The following is a 20,765-nucleotide window of genomic DNA, read 5'->3' as shown; positions in this document are numbered from 1 at the left end:
TAAATATAGAAATACTTCTTTGAAAATCAACAAATAAGCCGACCATCTATAAAAAAGAGGGGTCAAAAGTTATAACGAAGTGCAAAAATGAGGTTTCTTCCCGCTGCTGCAATCCCCGAGGAGTAGGGACGATAACGCTGATCGGTAATATTCTCTAATGAGGCCGTTGCTTCAAAATCTCGGAAAAAATTATATCGCCCTCTTACATTAAGCGTATACCAAGAAGGGCTAAACGGATTGCCATTCTTATCTAAGGCGTATAGATAGGCCTTATTTCGTTCTGAAGGAGCCAGATTATTGAAGCTTATTTCTCCATTATAGTTGGTAAAGACATCCAACTTAAACCTCAGGTTTTCCCAAATAAAATGCGCATCTCCAAAGATAGGAGCCGCATGCCTTGGTGGTGCATCGGTACCATCTTCTTGCTGCTCCTCTCCTCCAACATAGCTGAATTTGGTGGTCATGCGCATTTGTTCTGAGAAGGTATATTTTAACCCTGCCTCAAAACCATAGATACGTGCCCTCGCAGCATTTTGAATGGCTTGTACATTACTTATCTCACCATCATATAATATCTGAGACTCTCCATTGATGGTAAAGTCGTCTCTGATGAGCGCATCATCCAAAAAAGTATAATAGGTGGCCATTTCTATATCCAACTTGTCAAAGTTCAGAAGTAATCCCAACTCGCCACTATAAGCATATTCTGGGCTGAGGTTTGGATTTGGCACCACGACCGTTCCAGGTTCGGAATCGAATATCTTCCCAACGTCATCGATATTTGGTGCTCTAAAAGCTGTTGAGAAATGGGCTTTCCACTGTAATGTTTTGTTTGGTGACCAACTTACACCAGCGGTTCCCGTCAACGCACCTGTATTGATGGTAGCCTCTGCAAACGGAAAATTGAAAAACCGATTGTTCGCCTCAAAGTTAGAGGTGGAGGTAATAAAATTATATCTCAGGCCCGATTGTAAAGCCAGCTCTTTAGATGGTTTCCACTTATAGCTCGCATAAGCTGCGATCGACTGCCAGTCAGCTCCATTGGGATAACGTGTAGAGGTTGGCCTGCTTACACCTGTGCTTCTCGAGATGATATCTCCCGTTGATCGAATACGATTAAGTATATATTCCATTCCATAGTAAAGCGATGACTTTGTTCTTACTTTTTTTTCAAAGTCCAAATTAGCCGAGTATGCATCTACTGCCTCTTTACGACTGGTGAGGTCGTCATCATCAAAATCGCGATCATTTCTACTCTCTCTAAAGTATTGAAAGGCCAGTGTAAGTTTTGCATTATCATAAAAGCTGCCATCCCCTTTTTTCTCAACCTTGGTATTTCCCATAAACCACCTTTGAGGGCCGTAGAACCACTCTGCCGAACGCAAGTTTTCCTCTCCATATCTTATAAGTCTATCATATCTGGGATAATCGGATGTCGTAGAATAGATAAGGCCAAAACGATATTTCCAAATATCATTGGGCGAAAAGACCGCCTTTTGCAAGAAATTGAACTGATTGTACCCAGTCGGATTCTGCACAAGGGGATCCTCGTTGGGCACGGTTGTATCTTGTCCGTTGATCGTGGTGACATATTCATTTCTCAAATATGCTTCGGGACCATGGCGTCCCATGCGCAAATCGCCAAAATCCGTAAAACTGGTACTTGTAAGAAAAGCCCATTTTCTTAGACCGATATTAACATCTACGTGCGCCGTGCGTTCATTGCTGGCAGTAGCATATCTAACGAGACCGTTTCCAGTGAACTCTAGGGAACCCGATTGGGAGGTCTTTGGTTCTAAAGTGAAGAAATTCATGGCACCCCCGATGGCGTCACTTCCATAGATGACCGACCCAGGGCCAAGGATCACCTCGGTATTTTGTATGGAAAGCGGGTCGATGGCGATGACATTCTGAAGATTTCCTCCTCTAAAGATGGCATTGTTCATTCGCACTCCATCGACAGACAACAGCAATCTGTTGGTGGAAAAACCCCTGATGATAGGACTTCCACCGCCCAATTGACTTTTTTGCACGAACACTTGCCCACTGCTTTGCAATAGATCTGCTGCAGTCTGTGGATTGGCCAATTGAATATCCCCTTGCCGAATCCCGATGACCTTTTGAGCTACATCGCGTTTTTTCTGTTCAAATTTTGTCGCAGAAACCACGATCTCATCCAAAACCTGAGTAAGAGGTTCTAAATAAACAATACCCTTATTCTGGAGAATCTTTTTTCTGGTATAACCCACCAATTGGTGCGACACATGGCTGAAGATGATCACTTCGTCCTCAGAAAATATGGAAATATCTATGCGTCCGAATATATCGGTCGTCGCCGAGCTCGACTTGTCAGCATTGTAAACTGCAACATTGGCAATCGGCGTCTCGTCTACGATGTTGAGAACGCGGATCTCTTGTCCTTTAGAAGACCAGATTGTCACCAATAAAAGCCATATCCAATAATTCTTCATTTTAGCGAAACAATTCTTTTAAGACATCCAATGATCTCGGTCTTTTAAAACCCTGCAAATGTAACTGAAAATACCCAATTAAAATATGTAGTAATTCGTTCCGCTGACGGGCGGAAAACTTTATAGAATGTAGTACATCAAATTTTATGCCCAAGAGCTTGTTCAGGAGTTCCAATTCGTCACCCTCCACAAAATACTGCTGCGGTTGAATTTTTGAGTATTTCCCCTCAAGTAGATCGAAATATGGGAGTTCCTTTCTTTGGACATCTGGATAAAACCCAAGAAATTTGGAAAGATTCAATAAGAAGAGCAAATGAAAGTTTGCTACTTCATTGTGCATGTCCAACCAGATCAGTGTATTTTCGAGATAATCATACAGTAAAGAGTCGGACTCTTCCTGTTGTATACTATTGGAGAGCACCTCTGAGATAAACATCGCTATTCCCCTTTTTCTCATATCCTGAAAGATCGATATATAAGGGCGATGCACCTTCACCTCCTTAATATATTCCAAGGTTCCTTTTTCCCTATTCGAAGCTGTGAGTTCTAAGATGGTAAGCGGTTGAAAATATGCGACTTTGAGTTTTCCCTTTCTCGAACCCAAGATTCCCCTCAAAAGATAAGAACGCATTCCATACTCTTGGGTGTAACATTTAGCGATCAGGCTGCTGTCTCCATACTTTATTGTATTGATGACGATGGCCTTCGTAGTGATCATCGCACCACCATTACTTTGGCTACTTTGGTATCAGTGCCATCTTCATTAGAGGCTAGGATCATATAAACACCAGACGCTACCTTGTGTCTTCCAAAAGCAGTTAAGTCCCATTCTACGCTACCGCTAGTAGATGTCGTTTCGAACACCAAGTTGCCCTCAATATCCGTAATTTTCACGTTTGCCCGGTCTACCAGTCCCGTGATCGTTACGTTACCCGTGAAATTTGGCCTCACAGGATTTGGGTAAGCATATACATTCGAAAGATCTTCGCTTGGTTCAACCACGGACGACCTAAGGGACACCATTCCTTTTGAAGTTGCCATGAAGATCTCCCCTGTTTCATTGTCTACCGCTACATCTTTGACCGAGTTTGATGGCAAAGGAGAATTATCTTCGGTAAAATGGGCAAGTGTCTCCTGTCCGTCGCTGGAGAAATAAAACAATCCTGAATCGTTGGTCGCGATCCATTTGTTATTAGCTCCATCAATTTCGATATCGGTGATATATGTCTGAAATAAAAGCTCACTTGCTTCTCCGTCATCCAATACGATGATCTCATCTACCCTGACGTCATCGGTAAAGAAATCTTCGGGATTAAAGATAACTCGCAGACCCTTTTCCGTTCCTATCCAAAGATCGCCTCTCTCGTCTATGACCAGAGCACGCACATCGTTAACAGGTATATTGTCACCCTCACCTTTAAGACTTTTAAGCAACGGCCCTCCATTAACACCTCCATTTTCAGAAAACCCAATAAGACCATCTCTTGCTGAAGCGATGAACTTGAAACCATTGTCCGCGATCACGAACTCTGCAAAACCTTGCGTGGCGAATTCGTTTGGAAATAAGGAAGAAAAAGAATATCCCTGCCATTGCCCATTGGTCCTTAAGACCTTTAATGCTTCATCGGTGATACTGCTTAAAACCCAAAGATTCCCTTCGGCATCAAATTTTGTGTCGGAGATCCTAAGATTCACCCCAACTCCCATCGGGTTCGCATTAATACCTTCTAGCCCACTATTTGATTGATTATAGATAAGATCCGGATTACCATCTACGATCCTCAATACTCCAGACCAAAAAGAAGTGATGTAGGTGTCAGTGGTGTTTTGAGGGTTGATATTCACCTTGATCAAATTTGGCGCATTAAAGGCATCTTCGATTGCGATACTCTCCCATAATTGATCTGGAAATCGATAGCTGATGCCTCGAAACAGCAAAGGAGAAGGGACATATGATATGGTTTGATCACCGTAGACGGCCCAGATCTGATTGTCCTTGGCATCTATTGCCCAAATACTGTTAAAAAGTGGGCCACTGGGATGAATTTCTTCAACCGTGGACGTATTGCCTATGGCGGTTTTAAGTATCCCAAATTCTGTGGTGCCGCTGTAAATATCGTCCCCTATGGCTATGGCTGTGTTATATGCTACGCTGGGGTAATTCGTAAAGGTGCTGAAAGTGCTTATTTCAGTCAAACTCAAATTGAAAATATGCACACTGTTAGAAATACTAACGATCAAATTTTGGTCATTGGCAACCACATCCTCGATCGGGTTTGAAAAAGAAGTTGCCGCAACAAATGCACTACCATTCAATTGATACAGCGTCTGGTCGGATTGAGCTCCGATCAAATTATTCCCAAAGGAAGTGATAGCCAGCCAGTCTTGCCCCTGGGTATTCCCAAAAATGGTCCATTGGTTGAAATCGATAAGTTGGTCGCTTCCTACAGGAGCTCTGTAAACACCGACATTGGTTGCTGCGTAGATAAATCCTTCGAAGATAGCGGTCTGCCGTACTTGCAATTGCGATCCATTGGGGCCGATGAAATACGTATCATCAAACTCTAGGCGTTGAAGGTCGTATAGTGAAATTCCAAAATCGTTGGATAAATAGAGCAATCCATTGAATTCCATGATATGGTTAATGGCCTTTGCGTTTGGCAAAATTGTTTGTTTATCCAATATCTCTACAACGGTGGTTATGTCTTGCGTATTGATATCATAGACCTCAAGAAGTCCGTTTTCGTATCCAATAGCCAATCGGCCAGCTTCATCACTGAAAAAAATAGAAGAAATATCATCCCCAGAAAGCCCATTGACCGTTGAAACTTTTTGCAATTCATTGGTAAGCAAGTCGTATCTAAAAAACGCATTTTCAGTGGCGGCATAGAGAGCCTCGTTACTATTGGCGATCGCTACAACATTATTATACGAAAAGTGGTCTTGCCACAGGCTTGAAAATTCCTGTGAGAAAACTGTTATCGGCAGCAGTGCCAACAAGATCAAAATTCTTTTTCTCATATTGCAAAAGTAAGGTTTTAAGGATAACGATTTTAAGGCTTAAATAATATGCAGATCAAAAAAGGCTCTTCAAAATGGAGAGCCTTTTTTCAGTGATATCTTCAATAGTATATTTAAACTACACCTTGCGCGAGCATGGCATCGGCCACCTTCACAAAGCCAGCAATGTTTGCTCCCTTCTCATAGTTGACATAGCCATCTTCTTCTCGTCCGTACTTTAATGATGCATCGTGAATATCTTTCATGATATCCTTCAATTTTTTGTCCACTTCATCACGCGTCCAGCTATAACGCAAAGAGTTCTGCGCCATTTCAAGACCAGAAACTGCTACACCACCGGCATTAGATGCCTTTCCTGGAGCATACAAGATCTTGGCCTTATGGAATTCCAATATCGCTTCTGGCGTGGATGGCATGTTGGCACCTTCGCTTACACAGATACAACCATTTTTTATCAATTGCTTTGCATCGTCGCCGTCCAGTTCGTTTTGAGTAGCACACGGAAGGGCGATGTCACAAGCAACTTCCCAAGGCGTTTTTCCCTTATGATAGGTTGCAGAAGGATATTTATCCAAATATTCATGGATCCTACCGCGTTTCACATTTTTGATCTCCATGATGTGGGCCAATTTTTCTTCATCGATACCGTCCTCATCATAAATGTATCCGGACGAGTCTGAAAGGGTCACTACCTTAGCCCCTAACTGAATGGATTTTTCGGCAGCATATTGCGCCACATTTCCAGAGCCAGAGATCACCACAGTCTTATTCTCAAAACTATCATTCTTATTGGCAAGCATGTTTTGGGCGAAGTATACATTTCCATAACCTGTTGCTTCAGGACGGATGAGTGATCCCCCCCAAGACATTCCTTTTCCGGTAAGAACTCCTGTAAATTCGTTCTTTAGTCTTTTATATTGTCCAAACATATAGCCGATCTCTCGAGCACCGACACCAATATCTCCTGCAGGAACATCGGTGTTTGGTCCAATATGTCTGAATAACTCGGTCATGAAGCTTTGGCAAAAGCGCATCACTTCTCCATCCGATTTTCCTTTAGGGTCAAAATCAGAACCTCCCTTTCCTCCGCCCATCGGCAGGGTGGTCAAACTATTTTTGAAGACCTGCTCGAACGCTAGGAATTTTAAAATGCTAAGGTTGACACTAGGGTGAAAGCGCAATCCTCCTTTGTAAGGGCCAATAGCAGAGTTCATCTCTATCCGATACCCTCTATTCACCTGTATTTCTCCCTCATCATCTACCCACGCGACTCTAAACATCAAAACGCGCTCCGGCTCGATCATGCGAAGTAAGATATTCTTGCCATGGTATATATCGTGCTCTGCGATATAAGGCAAAACTGCATTGGCCACCTCGTGTACCGCTTGCAAAAATTCTGGCTCATGGCTATTTCGACTTTCCACAAGCTCCATAAAGGATTCAACTATTTTTTCCATGGAATGTTAAGTGATTAAGGATTTTCCAAAAAATCGTAAAAATACATTGGCAAATATACGGCACTATAAAAAATTCAACTACTTTTTTTTTGATTTGATAATTTTTCAAAAAAAATACCGTTTGAATAAAATTGCGCGCATCTATTAAGACAAACGGGAAGACCCTTTTAATACGTATTAAATCACATTTTATTTTTTTGTTATACGAGTTTTTATATATTTGCTGCAATGCCCTTAAAAATATTGATTAGTAACATGTTAATCAAAGTCATGACTAAAGCCCTACTTTCTTGCATGCTGATGGTAAGTTTCTATGCCTCGGCCCAGCTTGGATTTTCACACGAGTTAGGTGTAATCGCAGGCCCCGTTCCATTTCAATCTGATTATGGGTTACGTTACGATTTTGAGACCAACAAAGGGAACCTCGGATTCGGTGGAGGTATCGTACACTATTTGAACTTCTCCTATCAAAGTGATTGTGATTGCTACACAACCTATACTTTCTTTAATGACCACTTCAAGATCAGAAACGAGCTGTCTTATATGACGATCGACTTGAATCACTTTGGAGAATTAGCTGAGAAAAATTCTCCAGGAGGTGAATTTCTTCGGTCGGTATCTGGAAGGACCAAACTGCTGAACATAGGTGCACAGTTGGAATTCTTCCCTTTAAGTATCAGGGATTTTGAAAATGGTGGATTTGCGATATCACCCTTTGGAAGTATAGGGGTCATGTATACCAATTATACGCCTGAAGCAAATGGTTACGAAGAAGCTAGAGCGATTCTCGCAGCAGCAGACCCAGATAATAACTTGCTTGCCAAATATGGACCAGACGCTATTAATGTCGAATCTGGCGGAGTATTTTCGTTGACCGGTAGTGTAGGTGCTAGGTACAAATTTTCGGCTATCTCCGACGTATTGCTAGAGGCAAGATGGCAATATTTCTTGTCCAACGATATCGATGGCCTAAATCCAAATCCGGACCTTTATCCAGAGAACAGAGCCAATGATTGGTTGTTTTTTCTTACAATCGGCTATATTTTCTATTTGTAAGTTGTCCTTATTAGCCCATTATATACCCCTTCAAAAACATCATAAATGCAACTTATTGATAATCAACGTTGTAGATTGATTAAAAGTAATGTTAATTCTGTAAGTTATTGTTTTCAAGCATTTTAGGTTTTTTACTATTAAAAGCCATTTCTCCTTAGAAAGCTACCTTTTATCGAAATGCGTCATCTAGCGTTTTGACCTCCAAAAAATTACCCTATTTTCACGATCCAAATTTTTATAGCCCATTCTTTAGAATCAAGTTGTTTTCCTCAATTGGATTTTTAAGAAATAACTAAAACTAACCTTTAAAGCTATGAAAAAACTGTCTTTAGTTTTTTTGACATTTTGGTTTTCGGGAATAACAATCAATGCCAACATTGATAGCGACCTCTCTATCATTAATGAGTCTACAAAAGATTCTTTAAGCCAACAAAAGAAACCAACCAACGCCTTACGACCTCCAGCCTGTACCTCAGCCAATCTCGAATTATGGCTACGAGCAGATATCGGCGGACTTTCCTGGACGGATCAATCTGGAAACGGAGTGGGTGTCGCTGGTGGAAGCGGGGCAACATTATCCTATATCAATTATAACGAGGCCATTACCTTCAATGATAATATTACCTCGGTCTATAATTTATCTGGTGCCAACTTTGCCTCGGGTAATAACGATAGGACCATTATCGTAGTAACTAGACCCAATACGCTTGATGATGCGTTCGTATTTGGCTATGGTGCCTCTACGTCAACGAACAACAGATACTTTGCCTTAGGGACTAACTCGAACAATCCAGGAAGAGGGCTTTTGTTCGAAAACGACGACGAAACTTATTCAAATGACGGTTTTTGGGACAATGATGTCGCCAACATCAATAGCATTGTTGTGGATGGTGGAAACGCGGAATTCTATCGCGATGGCAATGGAATCTCATTGTTTGCTGATACCTCACCTTTTAATACGGGCAATGTTTCCACAGGGGTCATCGGAGGTTCTTTTTCGACCTCAGACGACTTTTGGGATGGAGAGATCGCCGAGGTATTAGTTTATAACCGCGTCTTGACCTCCACTGAGCAACAAGAGGTCGATACCTATCTCGCCATAAAATATGGGGTAACCCTTACCAAGGACTACGTGGCCAACAGCGCAAGCATCACGGCACCTCTTTGGGATTATGGAAACACTGGAGGTTTTGATAATAACATCGCCGGTATTGGTAGAGAGAATTGCCAAGGATTACAGCAATATCAAAGTAGTTCGACCAATCCGACATCTATCGTATCAATTGGTTTAACAAGTTTGCTTGCAACCAACGCTGCAAACATAAGCTTCAATGAATTCGGTGCTGGAAATCCAATGAACAACGAGGCTTTCATGCTTTGGGGCCATAATAATGGATCGGCATCCTTTAGTAGTGCCGATGGTCACCCAACACAGTTTATTCTCGATAAAAAATGGAAGGTATATGAAACTGGTTTTGTCGACGTTGTGGAAATTGCCATAGATGTCAACAATACCTTCTTTGATGTCCCTTTTAGCCCATCCTATTATTTTATCTACGATAGTGATAATGATGGCGACCTTAGTGATGAGACCGCAACGCTGATGTACGATGATGGGACCAACGGAGATAATACGGCCAATGACGGTGTTTATACCGCCGTTGGCATCAACTTTACCAACGACACGCTTTTCTCCATTTCGATACCTAATCTCGATACAGATTCGGACAATATTCCCGACTCGGTTGACATCGATGATGATAACGATGGAATTATAGACATAAGAGAACAAGGTAACTTTTTCGCCCTTCCAGGCTCTGGTGTGAGTTTTGATCCACTCTCCGACTTCGATGGTGATACTGTTCCTTTATATTTAGACGATAATGACACGCCAGTTGTGGGTGTCGGTATCGGAGACGACAACAACAGTATTGAACCAGGTTGGGATACCGATGGTGATGGAATTCCAAATTTCAGAGATCAAGATTCTGATGGCGATGGAGTGCCGGATAATGTAGAAGGACAAGCCACAGGTAGTTTTGTGATTTGGGTGAATACGGATTCAGATAACGACGGATTGGTTGACTCTTATGACACCAACGCTGCCACTGCTGCAAATGAGGGTATTTTTCCATTGATAGACACCTTGAATGATGGAACCTTGGACTTCCTCAATAGTGATGCTGATGGTGACGGGTTCAATGACGGTGCGGAAACTGGCATACCGTTAAGTGGTTTTGACTATGATGGTGACGGAATGGACAACTTCGTCGATGATGTTCCCGGGTTTAACTCGCCAGAAGGAACTATCGATGATCCGACCATCCTACCTGACGACGATGGAGATCTAGGCGTCGGTGGTGGTGATGTCAATTATCGAGATGCCTTACCCGATTTTCCAGATACCGATGGTGATACATTTACAAACGATGTTGACCTGGATGACGATAACGATGGTATTCCAGATTTTCAAGATGTGATTCAAATTGATGTTTCTGGAACATGTAGCTTTCCATCTGGAGAGTTTAAGCTGTCTAGAAATAGCCCTCCAGAGTCAGGTACTTTTGGTCAAGTCGGTGCTGTATGGCGTTTTCCAGATGTTGTAAACTATCAAGGAGTGATACTGGATGCCCTCGTAGAATTAACTGCGAAGACGTCTGGGGCTACCTTGGTCAGCATCGATGATGATACCAATAATTTTAATGACTGGAGGCCTAGAGTTAGAGGAGATGGTAGTGGCATCGAATCATGTACTTTTACTGTCGACCTAGTCATCACTGGGACCTCTATTCCATTTACCGTTCCAAGGTTTGGTGGTATTGCCCTTGATATCGACGGTGGGTCTTTCAACGAGGTCGTAAGTATTTTCAGCCCAGACTACTGGGCCCTTAATGCGGTTACAGATATTTTACATACATCTGTCTCTGGCGGGGAAGAACAATTTGCAAGTACGGGTCCAGAATATAGCTCTATCAATAGGGACCCCGAAGCTTTGTTTTTCTTTGGATATGTGAACACACAGACTTTTACGGTAAAGGTAGGTACCACAAACAATAGAACCAGACTCTTCAACTTGTCCTTCAGCGAATGTTTGGTGCAAGATCTCGATGACCCGGTGGTGGTCATCAATAACGGTAACGACAATGACAATGATGGCGTTCCTAATCACCTAGACCTAGATTCAGATGGCGATGGAATGCCAGACAGCTATGAGGTTGGACACGGACTGGACGCCGACTATGACGGCCGAGTGGACTATACCAATGTTTCAGAGTTCGGTACCAACGGTATTTTAGATGCGTTAGAAACAACACCCGATAGCGGCACACTCAACTATATTTTTAATAATCAAAATGAAGGTGATACCAAGGCAGATTATGTTGATATTGATAGTGATGGAGACGGTATTCCAGATAACATCGAGGCCCAACCTACCACAGGTTATCTAGCTCCTTCTGTAGTGCGAATCACACACCCTACATTAGGCGCTCCTTTCGAACTTGCTATTAATATCTCCAATCCTTCAAATGGATACAATACTTCCTACATTGATGGACTTGGAAACAACAGCTTCAATCTGCCAGTAGACACGGATGGAGACGGTACTCCAGATTATCTAGACACCGATTCTGACGATGATGGCCTAGCGGACATTTTAGAGAACGGAATGTCCAATGGCGCCAGTGGCGTCGATACTGACACCGATGGGCTTGATTATGTTTTTGAAGCAGGAGCAAATGTTCCTTCGGCTTTCTACGATGTAGACAGTTATGACCCTAACGACGAGATCAATGATCCATCTGCGTCCGTCTTACCAGATTCAGATGCCGATCTTGCATTAGGTGGCGATCTTGATTATCGCGATCCAAATTTCGTAAATCCACCTTCGGATGCTGCCATCGACTTTGATGGAATCGATGACCACGTCATTACTCCGGCATTCTTGGGCGGACGCAGCGAAGTCACTGTCATGGGATGGTTGAAGATGGATAGCGGTTTTAATAGTACAGGTGTGGTGGCAGGAGAAGAAATGTTCTACATCTACATTCGCAATAATGGCACGCCACGATTACACGTCGAAACAACAGGCGGCACTAATGCAGATATTCAAGCATCCTCCGGAGCCGCAAACAAGAACGAATGGGTACACGTGACGGCAACGTTTGATGCGAGTGCCAATGAAGCCAGATTATATGTAAACGGCGAGTTAGAGGCAACCTTAGCTACTAGCGGAGTATTATCCTCTGGCACCGATGACTTTACCATTGGAAGAAGAAGTGACGGAAGCGGCAGTTATTATGAAGGCGCCATCGATGAGGTACGAGTATTTTCATCTGCCCTAAATGACAAGCAAATTCAGCGTTTGGTCTATCAGGAAATAGAACAAAATGGTACTGAAGTCGCTGGAAAGATCATTCCGAAATTGGTTTCTGAAGATGGCGGGACGAGCATCTTGTGGAATGATGTGGAAGCATACTACCCGATGACCAATATCGTAACAGGACGTACCACTGATATCTCTGGAAAGGGTAGAAATGCATTCCTTAAGAACATCACCACTTTCCAAACACAAACAGCACCAATGCCATACCAAACATCCGCCGACGGTGCTTGGACTTCGCAAAGTACATGGCTTCATGGTGACGTTTGGGATATAGACTATATAAACGATAATAAGGACTGGGCCATTGTTCAGATCAATAACGATGTCACTACGGTAAATGATCATCGCCTTCTTGGACTCAGTATTTCGGGAAGCGCCTCTTTATCTGTAAACAATGATAACAGCATCATTAATGATTGGTATTTGGAAATCGATGGAAAGATCGATCTTCAGGGAGAATCTCAACTCATCCAAACCGAAGAAAGCACATTGGAGGTCACCAGTGCCGGAACTATAGAGAAAGACCAGCAAGGTACGACAGACCAATATACCTACAACTATTTCTCATCTCCAGTTGGGGTGAGCAATGTTGTTCAAAACAATGCGGATTTCATTACAGCGATGATGCGAGACCAAAATGGAAACCTGCAATTTACCAATAGTATCGATGTGCCAAATCCACAAACGACTCCCATAACATTAAGCAGTGCATGGATATACACCTTCAACGATTCTCCAGCCGAAGATTACAACTCATGGAGCTATACTGGAAATACCAATGCAATTCCTGCTGGAATGGGCTTCACTTTGAAAGGCTCGCAATACAATCCAGTGACCTCAGAACAAACATATATCTTTGAAGGGAAACCAAATAATGGGGTTATCTCCCATTCTATTTCAGGAACCAACCAAAGTCTTCTTGGAAACCCATATCCATCCGCACTGGACTGTGATGAATTTATAGATGACAATATCAACGCCATTACTGGAACGCTGTATTTCTGGGAACACTACGGTGGAAATTCACATGTCTTAGAAGAATACCAAGGCGGTTATGCGGTGTACACGAAAGCGGGCGGTGTGATGGCCGTTGCTCACCCAGATGTAAGCCAAACAGGTGCAGGTACCAGACAACCTACACGCTATATGCCCGTAGGACAAGGATTCTTTGTAGAGGCAGACGCCGATGGGGGCACCATTGAGTTCAATAATAGCCAACGTACTTATAGAACAGAAGGACCAGGAAACTCTATTTTTATCCGAGGAAGCAGTGATGAAGGAAACACTGAGGAAAGTGAAGACCAGATGCAACGAATTCGGTTTGGTATCGAGAATTCTGAAGGATTCCATAGACAATTGTTGCTCGCCTTCGCAGAGGATGCCACCGATGGCATCGATAAGGGATACGATGGGAAGTTGAATGAAGAGCAACTTAGCGATGCCTTTTGGATGATACAGGGGCAACCACATATCATTCAGGCGGTTAAAGACCTAAAAGAAACCTATGAGTTGGCACTTGGACTTAAGGTGCATCAAAAACACGCTAACGAAAACATCACTTTTATGATAGATGCGTTAGAGAATATAGAAGCGGACAACAATATATATATCAAGGATAAGCTCACTGGTGATATCCATGACCTGCGAGACGATTCCTTTAGTATCGCTTTAGAGGCTGGAGCATATTTGGACCGCTTTGTAATTACCTTTGAAAGAGACGTGGCATTGAGCAATGATGATTTTATTGAAACGGATGATTTCAATATTTCTTATGCGAACAACGTCAATGCTGTCATCATAGAAAATTCGAAAGGAATTTTCCTCAAGAAATTGGTCCTTTATGGTATTCAAGGCCAGCGAATAATGTCTCAGATTGTCAATAGCAATGACAGCAGGGTCATGATTCCTGTCCAAGGAGGCCATGGAACATTTATCATGGAGATAACGACCGAAAAAGGGAACGTCACTAAAAAGTTGATCACCAATTGATCTTCATTTATACAAATATAAGCCGCTCATCTTGAGCGGCTTTTTTTTGGCACATACACAACCAACTGTTTTATAAATGTCAGGTACAATATTTATCGATTAAGTGCATAAATATTCGTTCAAAGTAGTAGGAAAATACGTCAGATGTGTTAAAAAAGCATGTATTTCATCGATCCTACGTTCCTTAGCGATTGACAAACAATAATTTATTTTATTTTCACTTTTCCCTCTGCCCAATAGAGGGTAGCCCAAATTTAATCAAGATTAAACATTTCTGAATTGAATATGTTGAACCTCATTAACCCAAATTGCCATGAAGAAAAACTACTTTTTTCTTTTGCTAACGGCTGCCATGCTATCATCTGGAAGCCTTTTAGCAAAAGTCCCTTATTCAGTAACTCCTTTTTCAAAAAAAGTCCCTCCCAGTGAGGTAGAGAACGATTCGTTGATAGCGGAGACGAAGAAAGCTCCTGCTATACTCTCACTCCCTCCTGCGTGCACAAATAGCCAACTTGCCCTTTGGCTAAGAGCTGACGTCGGCGGATTGGGTTGGACAGACCAGTCAGGATCTGGTGTGACCGTTACCGATGGCACAGGAGCGACCCTAAATCTTACCAACTATATAAATTACAACGAGGCCATCACCTTTAACGATGGAATCACTTCGGTCTACACCTTGAACAATGTCAATTTTAATTCAGGAAACAACGACCGTACCATCTACGTCGTTACACGACCTAGAACACTAGACGATAGCTATGTCTTTGGATATGGAAACACTTCTGGAGGTACCGCCTTTGGCTATGGTTCCGAAATCAATGAGGCCACGGCAGGAGCGATCAACGAAGATGGTGAGGTCACCTTTTCTCAGACTGGTTATTGGGAAAACAACATCCCTTCCATCAATAGCATTGCCATCAATGGAGGTGCTGCCGAGTTTTATAGAGATGGTGTATTGTTTACCAACGACTCTATCTCTGCACCTTATAATACCGCCAGTGCCACAACGGCTAAGCTAGGTGGTTGGTTATCCACGTCCAATGGTTTTTGGGATGGTGAGATTGCGGAGGTACTTGTTTACAACAGAGCAATAACCAATGCGACCGAGCGTGACCAAATTGACACCTATCTCGCCCTAAAATATGGCGTTTCTCTGAACAAGGATTACATCGCTGTCGATGCCTCTATCACCAATCCACTTTGGGACTATGGGAACACAGGTGGTTTTGACAATGACATCACTGGTATAGGACGGGAAGACTGCCAAGGTTTGTACCAAAAACAATCCATTTCAAGTGCCAACGACGGTATCGTTGCTATTGGAAATATCTCCTTGGATCCTTCGAATAATGCCAACACAAGCACGATCAACAACCTTAATTTTATGCTTTGGGGAAACAACGGAGGTAATGCCGCTTGGGCCTCTAGTAATAATCCTTCTGGCTTTTTTGTGTTAGATAGGAAATGGAAAGTTGCTGAAACAGGTAGTATTGGAAATTTGGAGATTTCGATCAATATGAATAACATTTTCTTCAACATTCCCACCAGTGCCCAATATTATTTTGTCTATGATTCTGATGGAGATGGTAGCTTGACTGACGAAACTCCTACTTTGATGTATGATGATGGAAACAATGGCGATGACAACATCGCGGGAGATGGATTTTACTCAACCGCAGCACTCGACTTGCCAGACGGCGCCATCTTTACCATTGCAATCGCTAACTTGGACACCGATGGGGACGGTAGCCCCGATGCTACAGATATAGATGATGACAACGACGGTATATTGGATACTGTAGAGTCCGGTGGAATTGATCCGTTGACCGACGGTGATTCGGATCTAGTCCCGATCTTTTCAGATAATGATGATACCAACGCCGCTATTGGAGATACCGATGGTCTGGTTGAAGCTGCCTTCGATATCGATGGAGACAATATCGCCAACCATCACGACCTAGATAGTGATGGCGATGGTATCCCAGACAATGTAGAAGGACAAACAACTACAGGGTTTATTACCTATGCGGCCACTGATTCTGATGGTGATGGTTTAGTGGATACCTATGAGCCATCTGGAATTAATCCGGTAGATACTTTGAATGACGGCTCTTTCGACTTCTTAAACAACAATGCCGACGGAGATGCATTTACCGATAATTTTGAAGCAGGAATCGCCCTGAACAATCTTGATTATGATGGTGATGGCCTAGATAACTATGTTGACGATCTTCCTGGTTATGGCGATCCCGATGGAAATATCAACGATCCTACTCTATTGCCAGATAGCGATAACGACCTAGGTATCGGGGGTGGCGATGTCGATTACAGAGATGCGTTACCAGACTTCCCAGATACCGATGGTGATGGTATTAATAATGATGAAGACATTGATGACGACAACGATGGAATCCCAGATTTCTTTGATCTTATTCAAATCGACCTTGATGGATTTTGCTCCTTTCCAGATGCGCAATTCTCAGGATCTTCGCTAGTAAGCGGTACGGCCGGACAGGTTGGAGCAGTTTACAGATTTCCAAATGTGGTCACCTATATCGGACTTACTTTGGACGTGCTTTGCGAAATCACCGATAAAACATCTGGAGCGACCTTGATCAGTGAAGATTCAACAGCCTATGGTATTGACGGTCACTGGCAACCCAGAGTAAGAGGAAACGGAAATGGAATTCAGTATGTAGAGTTCGAATTACAGCTCGTTCTTGGTGGCACCAGTGTGCCCTTTAAAGTTCCCCGATTCGGTGGCGTTGCCATCGATATCGATGGATCAGCATTCACTGAGGTGGTCACCGTGTTTACGCCAGACTATTTTGCGCTGAATAATCCAACAGACGTACAGCACGTAACACTAAGTGGTGGAAGAGAGCGTTTCTCATCTAACGGCCCTAACTATAATGCGGCCAACAGAGATCCCGAAGCGATCATGTTCTTTGGATATATCAATCGTGATACTTTTAAAGTACAAATTGGGACAACCGCTAGTTATCGAAGAAACTTCTCGTTAGATTTTGGAGAATGCAACGTTCAAGATCTCGACGATCCGTTCGTTCAAATCAATAACGGGTCTGACAACGATACCGACGGATTACCCAATCATTTGGATATCGACGCCGATGGTGATGGTATTTTGGACACCATGGAAGTAGGGCATGGATTTGACACCGACTTTGACGGCCGTGTTGATAACGGATTAACAGATATTGGCGCTAACGGTCTTCTAGATGACTTAGAGACGTTCCCCGATAGCGGTGTTCTAAATTATACCTTGCGCGCCACACCAGACAATGACACAAAACTAGATTATGTGGATTTAGATAGTGACGACGATGGAATCCCTGACAATGTTGAAGCTCAATCTACCGCTGGTTATATTCCGCCGACCGTAGTGTTCATCACTAGCCCTCTGGGTTATCCTTTCGCCATTAACATATCTACAGCCGAGGGTGTCAACGTGGCCTATGGCAATGGATTTACCTCAGTAGAGGATACCGATGGGGATGGTACGCCAGACTATCGAGATACCGATTCTGATAATGATGGCATTCCCGATGTACAAGAGAACGGAATGAGCAATTTCCCTTTTGTACTCGATATCGATACCGACGGATTGGATTATGCCTTCGAAGCTGGAGCAGGAGCGCCTAGCAGTGGCGATGATCTGGACGGTTATGATCCTAACGATACTATAAACGACCCGGCAGCTTCTGTGTTACCAGATAGTGATGGAGATCTTGCTCTTGGAGGGGACTTGGACTATAGAGATCTTCCGTTTGTTAATCCACCTTCCACCGCAGCGATCGACTTTGATGGTATAGATGACCACATGACGACGCCAGGATTTATGGGCGGAATGGGTGAAGCGACCATCATGGCTTGGGTCAAGTTAGATGGCGGTTATAGCAATAGAGGGCATATCGCAGGCGAAGAAATGTTCTATATCTATACCGACGCCAGTAGAATCCCTCATGTATATGTCAATACGAACGGTGGCACAAATGCTAGTCTTGCTGCGACCTCTGGCGCACTTAAGTTAAACGAGTGGGCGCATATTACCGCTACATTCAGTGCAACTGATAATCAAGTCCGCATCTATGTCAATGGTGAACTTGAAGGAACTTTGGGGTCTTCAGGTCTATTGAACGATACCATGTCTACACCTAATAGAGATTTTACTATAGGACGTCAAAGTGGTGCGAGCACCAATTATTACCGCGGAGCCGCAGACGAAGTAAGAGCGTTCAGTACTAGGTTGAATGCCAATCAAATTCAACGTTTGGTGTACCAAGAAATTCAGCAGAATGGTACTGAGGTAGAAGGAACGGTTATTCCAAAAACAGTGGCCATGGATGGCGGAACTGCCATTCAATGGAACGATTTAGAAGCCTATTATCCTATGACCAATATTTTGACCGGTAGAACAACAGATGCCTCTGGTAAAGGAAGAAATGCATTCCTAAAAAATATCACCACCTTCCAAAGTCAGACAGCACCGATGCCTTACATCACCACCTCGGATGGGGCGTGGACCTCTCAAAGTACATGGTTATATGGCGATGTTTGGGACATCGAAGATGTTGCCAGCAACAAACCATGGGCCATCGTCAATGTTGCGCATGACCTTACGACATCCGATGACCATGACCTATTAGGTTTGATCATCGATGGCAGTGGTTCTTTTACGGTTAATAATGACCGAGCCATCACCAATGATTGGTATTTAGAGCTGGACGGAAGAATTGATCTAGAAGGAGAATCTCAATTGATACAAACTGCGAACAGTACCTTAGAAGTTACCAGCGCTGGTATTCTGGAGAGAGATCAGCAAGGTACTGCGGATCAATACACCTATAATTATTTTTCATCGCCTGTTGGGGCACCGAGTGTGACACAAAATAATTCGGACTTTATCGCGGCAACGCTCAAAGAGCCTAATGGTACTGTGCAGTTTACTACAGACATCAATGTTCCAACCACTCAAACCAATCCACTGACCTTAAGTAGCAGCTGGATATATATGTTTGACAACGGAGCAGCAGAAGATTATGACGCCTGGTCATTTACCGGGAATTTGGGAAGCATTCCTGCAGGAATGGGCTTTACTCTAAAAGGAGCTCAGTATAATCCAGGAATAGGTGCCGAGCAAAACTATATTTTTGAAGGGAAGCCTAACAACGGTACGATCACTCATGCTATTTCGGGCACCAACCAAAGCTTGGTTGGGAATCCCTATCCTTCTGCCTTAGACGCTAATCAATTTATTTTGGACAACAATGGCGCTATCACTGGAACTTTGTATTTCTGGGAACACTATGGTGGCAACTCACATAATTTGATCGATTATCAAGGAGGCTATGCATTGTATAACCTTTCGGGAGGTGTGATGGCTGTTGCTCATCCCGATGTAAGTCAATCTGGTGCGCCATCGAAAGTGCCTACAAGATACGTTCCCGTTGCTCAAGGTTTCTTTGTGGAGGCAGATGCCGATGGTGGAACCATAGAATTTAACAACGGTCAACGTGTCTTTAGGAAGGAGAACACAGGTGATTCGCAATTTATTAGAAATGCGAACCGAGATGATGGCGACAACGATATCATTGCAAATCAGCAAGAAACGCAAAGAATAAGAATCGGTTTTGAAAATGCCGAAGGATTCCATAGGCAATTGCTATTGGCATTTATCGAAGGTACCACCGATGGTGTTGACCCTGGATACGACGGTAGACTTTTAGATGATCAGCGATCGGATGCCTATTGGATGCTTGAAAATGAAAAGTATGTGATCCAAGCGGTAGATAGCTACGATAAAGATAGACGTTTGGCGCTAGGCTTCCAGATCGATGAGGCGCACGCCAACCAAGAGTTCACCATCATGATCGATGAGCTAGAAAATATATCAGAAGATGTAGATATCTATATTAGAGATAACGAAGATGGTTCGCATCATGACCTTAGAAGTGCTCCTTTCAAAGTAGTGCTGGACCAACAGGTGAATACCGACCGTTTTCAGATGGTATTCAAGCCTGCAGAGGAAGAAGTGACCCCTGAGGAGGATGCTTCACACCTACCGATCTTTGTGATCTACTCTCGAAGAGGAAAAGAAGTGAAGATCTTCAACTTTAGAAAAGACCATATTCATAACATGGTGATCTATGACCTTCAAAGAAGGCCTGTTGTAGAAGCTACCATTGAGAGTAATGATCGTAGAATTGATATTCCGGTGAACATACAAAGAGGAATCTATATTGTAAAAATATATACCGATAAAGGAGTTGTCACGAGAAAAATGTTAAGGTATTGATATCGTTTAATTTGCTCCTTACTTAATTCAGTTAAAAAGCCGCTTATTGATAAGCGGCTTTTTTATTCAAC

The 20,765-nt window shown here is 43.0% G+C and carries 7 protein-coding genes; 3 read left to right on the top strand and 4 right to left on the bottom strand.

What is annotated here, in order from left to right:
• Positions 1 to 62 precede the first annotated feature (62 nt).
• The 4 genes from ACFQ1M_RS14650 to gdhA all read right to left on the bottom strand — a co-directional run bounded on the left by ACFQ1M_RS14650 (position 63) and on the right by gdhA (position 6,949).
• Positions 63 to 2,471 (bottom strand): TonB-dependent receptor plug domain-containing protein, encoded by a 2,409-nt coding sequence (locus ACFQ1M_RS14650; RefSeq protein WP_386409507.1) that lies wholly within the window; start codon positions 2,469 to 2,471, stop codon positions 63 to 65.
• Between the two features lies 1 nt (position 2,472).
• Positions 2,473 to 3,189 carry a DNA repair protein RecO gene (recO, locus tag ACFQ1M_RS14645; protein WP_386409505.1) on the bottom strand — a complete coding sequence of 239 codons (717 nt, stop codon included), beginning with the start codon at positions 3,187 to 3,189 and terminating at the stop codon, positions 2,473 to 2,475.
• A complete protein-coding gene (gene porZ, locus ACFQ1M_RS14640) occupies positions 3,186 to 5,492 on the bottom strand; it encodes a type IX secretion system anionic LPS delivery protein PorZ (protein WP_386409503.1) in 2,307 nt (768 codons plus the stop codon). Before porZ ends, recO begins: the two co-directional genes overlap by 4 nt.
• A 113-nt stretch (positions 5,493 to 5,605) precedes the next feature.
• Entirely contained in the window at positions 5,606 to 6,949 is a 1,344-nt protein-coding gene (gdhA, locus tag ACFQ1M_RS14635) for an NADP-specific glutamate dehydrogenase (RefSeq protein WP_386409501.1), read from the bottom strand.
• Between the two features lie 255 nt (positions 6,950 to 7,204).
• Here gdhA and ACFQ1M_RS14630 point away from each other — a divergent pair, with 255 nt between their 5' ends.
• The 3 genes from ACFQ1M_RS14630 to ACFQ1M_RS14620 all read left to right on the top strand — a co-directional run bounded on the left by ACFQ1M_RS14630 (position 7,205) and on the right by ACFQ1M_RS14620 (position 20,694).
• On the top strand, positions 7,205 to 8,005 hold the full coding sequence (locus ACFQ1M_RS14630; RefSeq protein WP_449343016.1) for a THC0290_0291 family protein: 801 nt from the start codon (positions 7,205 to 7,207) through the stop codon (positions 8,003 to 8,005).
• Between the two features lie 313 nt (positions 8,006 to 8,318).
• On the top strand, positions 8,319 to 14,378 hold the full coding sequence (locus ACFQ1M_RS14625; RefSeq protein ID WP_386409497.1) for a LamG-like jellyroll fold domain-containing protein: 6,060 nt from the start codon (positions 8,319 to 8,321) through the stop codon (positions 14,376 to 14,378).
• 313 nt (positions 14,379 to 14,691) lie between these two features.
• The gene (locus tag ACFQ1M_RS14620; protein ID WP_386409495.1) at positions 14,692 to 20,694 is read left to right on the top strand and encodes a LamG-like jellyroll fold domain-containing protein; all 6,003 of its coding nucleotides are present in this window, start codon (positions 14,692 to 14,694) and stop codon (positions 20,692 to 20,694) included.
• The last annotated feature ends 71 nt before the right edge of the window (positions 20,695 to 20,765 follow it).

The sequence above is a fragment of the Sungkyunkwania multivorans genome (assembly GCF_042675645.1).
Classification (GTDB): domain Bacteria; phylum Bacteroidota; class Bacteroidia; order Flavobacteriales; family Flavobacteriaceae; genus Sungkyunkwania; species Sungkyunkwania multivorans.
This window is presented reverse-complemented; position numbering and strand designations above follow the sequence as displayed.

What these genes read in the sequence shown, in the direction of transcription:
- ACFQ1M_RS14625 (WP_386409497.1), top strand. Translation starts at nt 8,319, where the DNA reads ATGAAAAAACTGTCTTTAGTTTTTTTGACATTTTGGTTTTCGGGAATA.
- recO (WP_386409505.1), bottom strand. Translation starts at nt 3,189, where the DNA reads ATGATCACTACGAAGGCCATCGTCATCAATACAATAAAGTATGGAGAC.
- ACFQ1M_RS14630 (WP_449343016.1), top strand. Translation starts at nt 7,205, where the DNA reads ATGTTAATCAAAGTCATGACTAAAGCCCTACTTTCTTGCATGCTGATG.
- ACFQ1M_RS14620 (WP_386409495.1), top strand. Translation starts at nt 14,692, where the DNA reads ATGAAGAAAAACTACTTTTTTCTTTTGCTAACGGCTGCCATGCTATCA.
- ACFQ1M_RS14650 (WP_386409507.1), bottom strand. Translation starts at nt 2,471, where the DNA reads ATGAAGAATTATTGGATATGGCTTTTATTGGTGACAATCTGGTCTTCT.
- gdhA (WP_386409501.1), bottom strand. Translation starts at nt 6,949, where the DNA reads ATGGAAAAAATAGTTGAATCCTTTATGGAGCTTGTGGAAAGTCGAAAT.
- porZ (WP_386409503.1), bottom strand. Translation starts at nt 5,492, where the DNA reads ATGAGAAAAAGAATTTTGATCTTGTTGGCACTGCTGCCGATAACAGTT.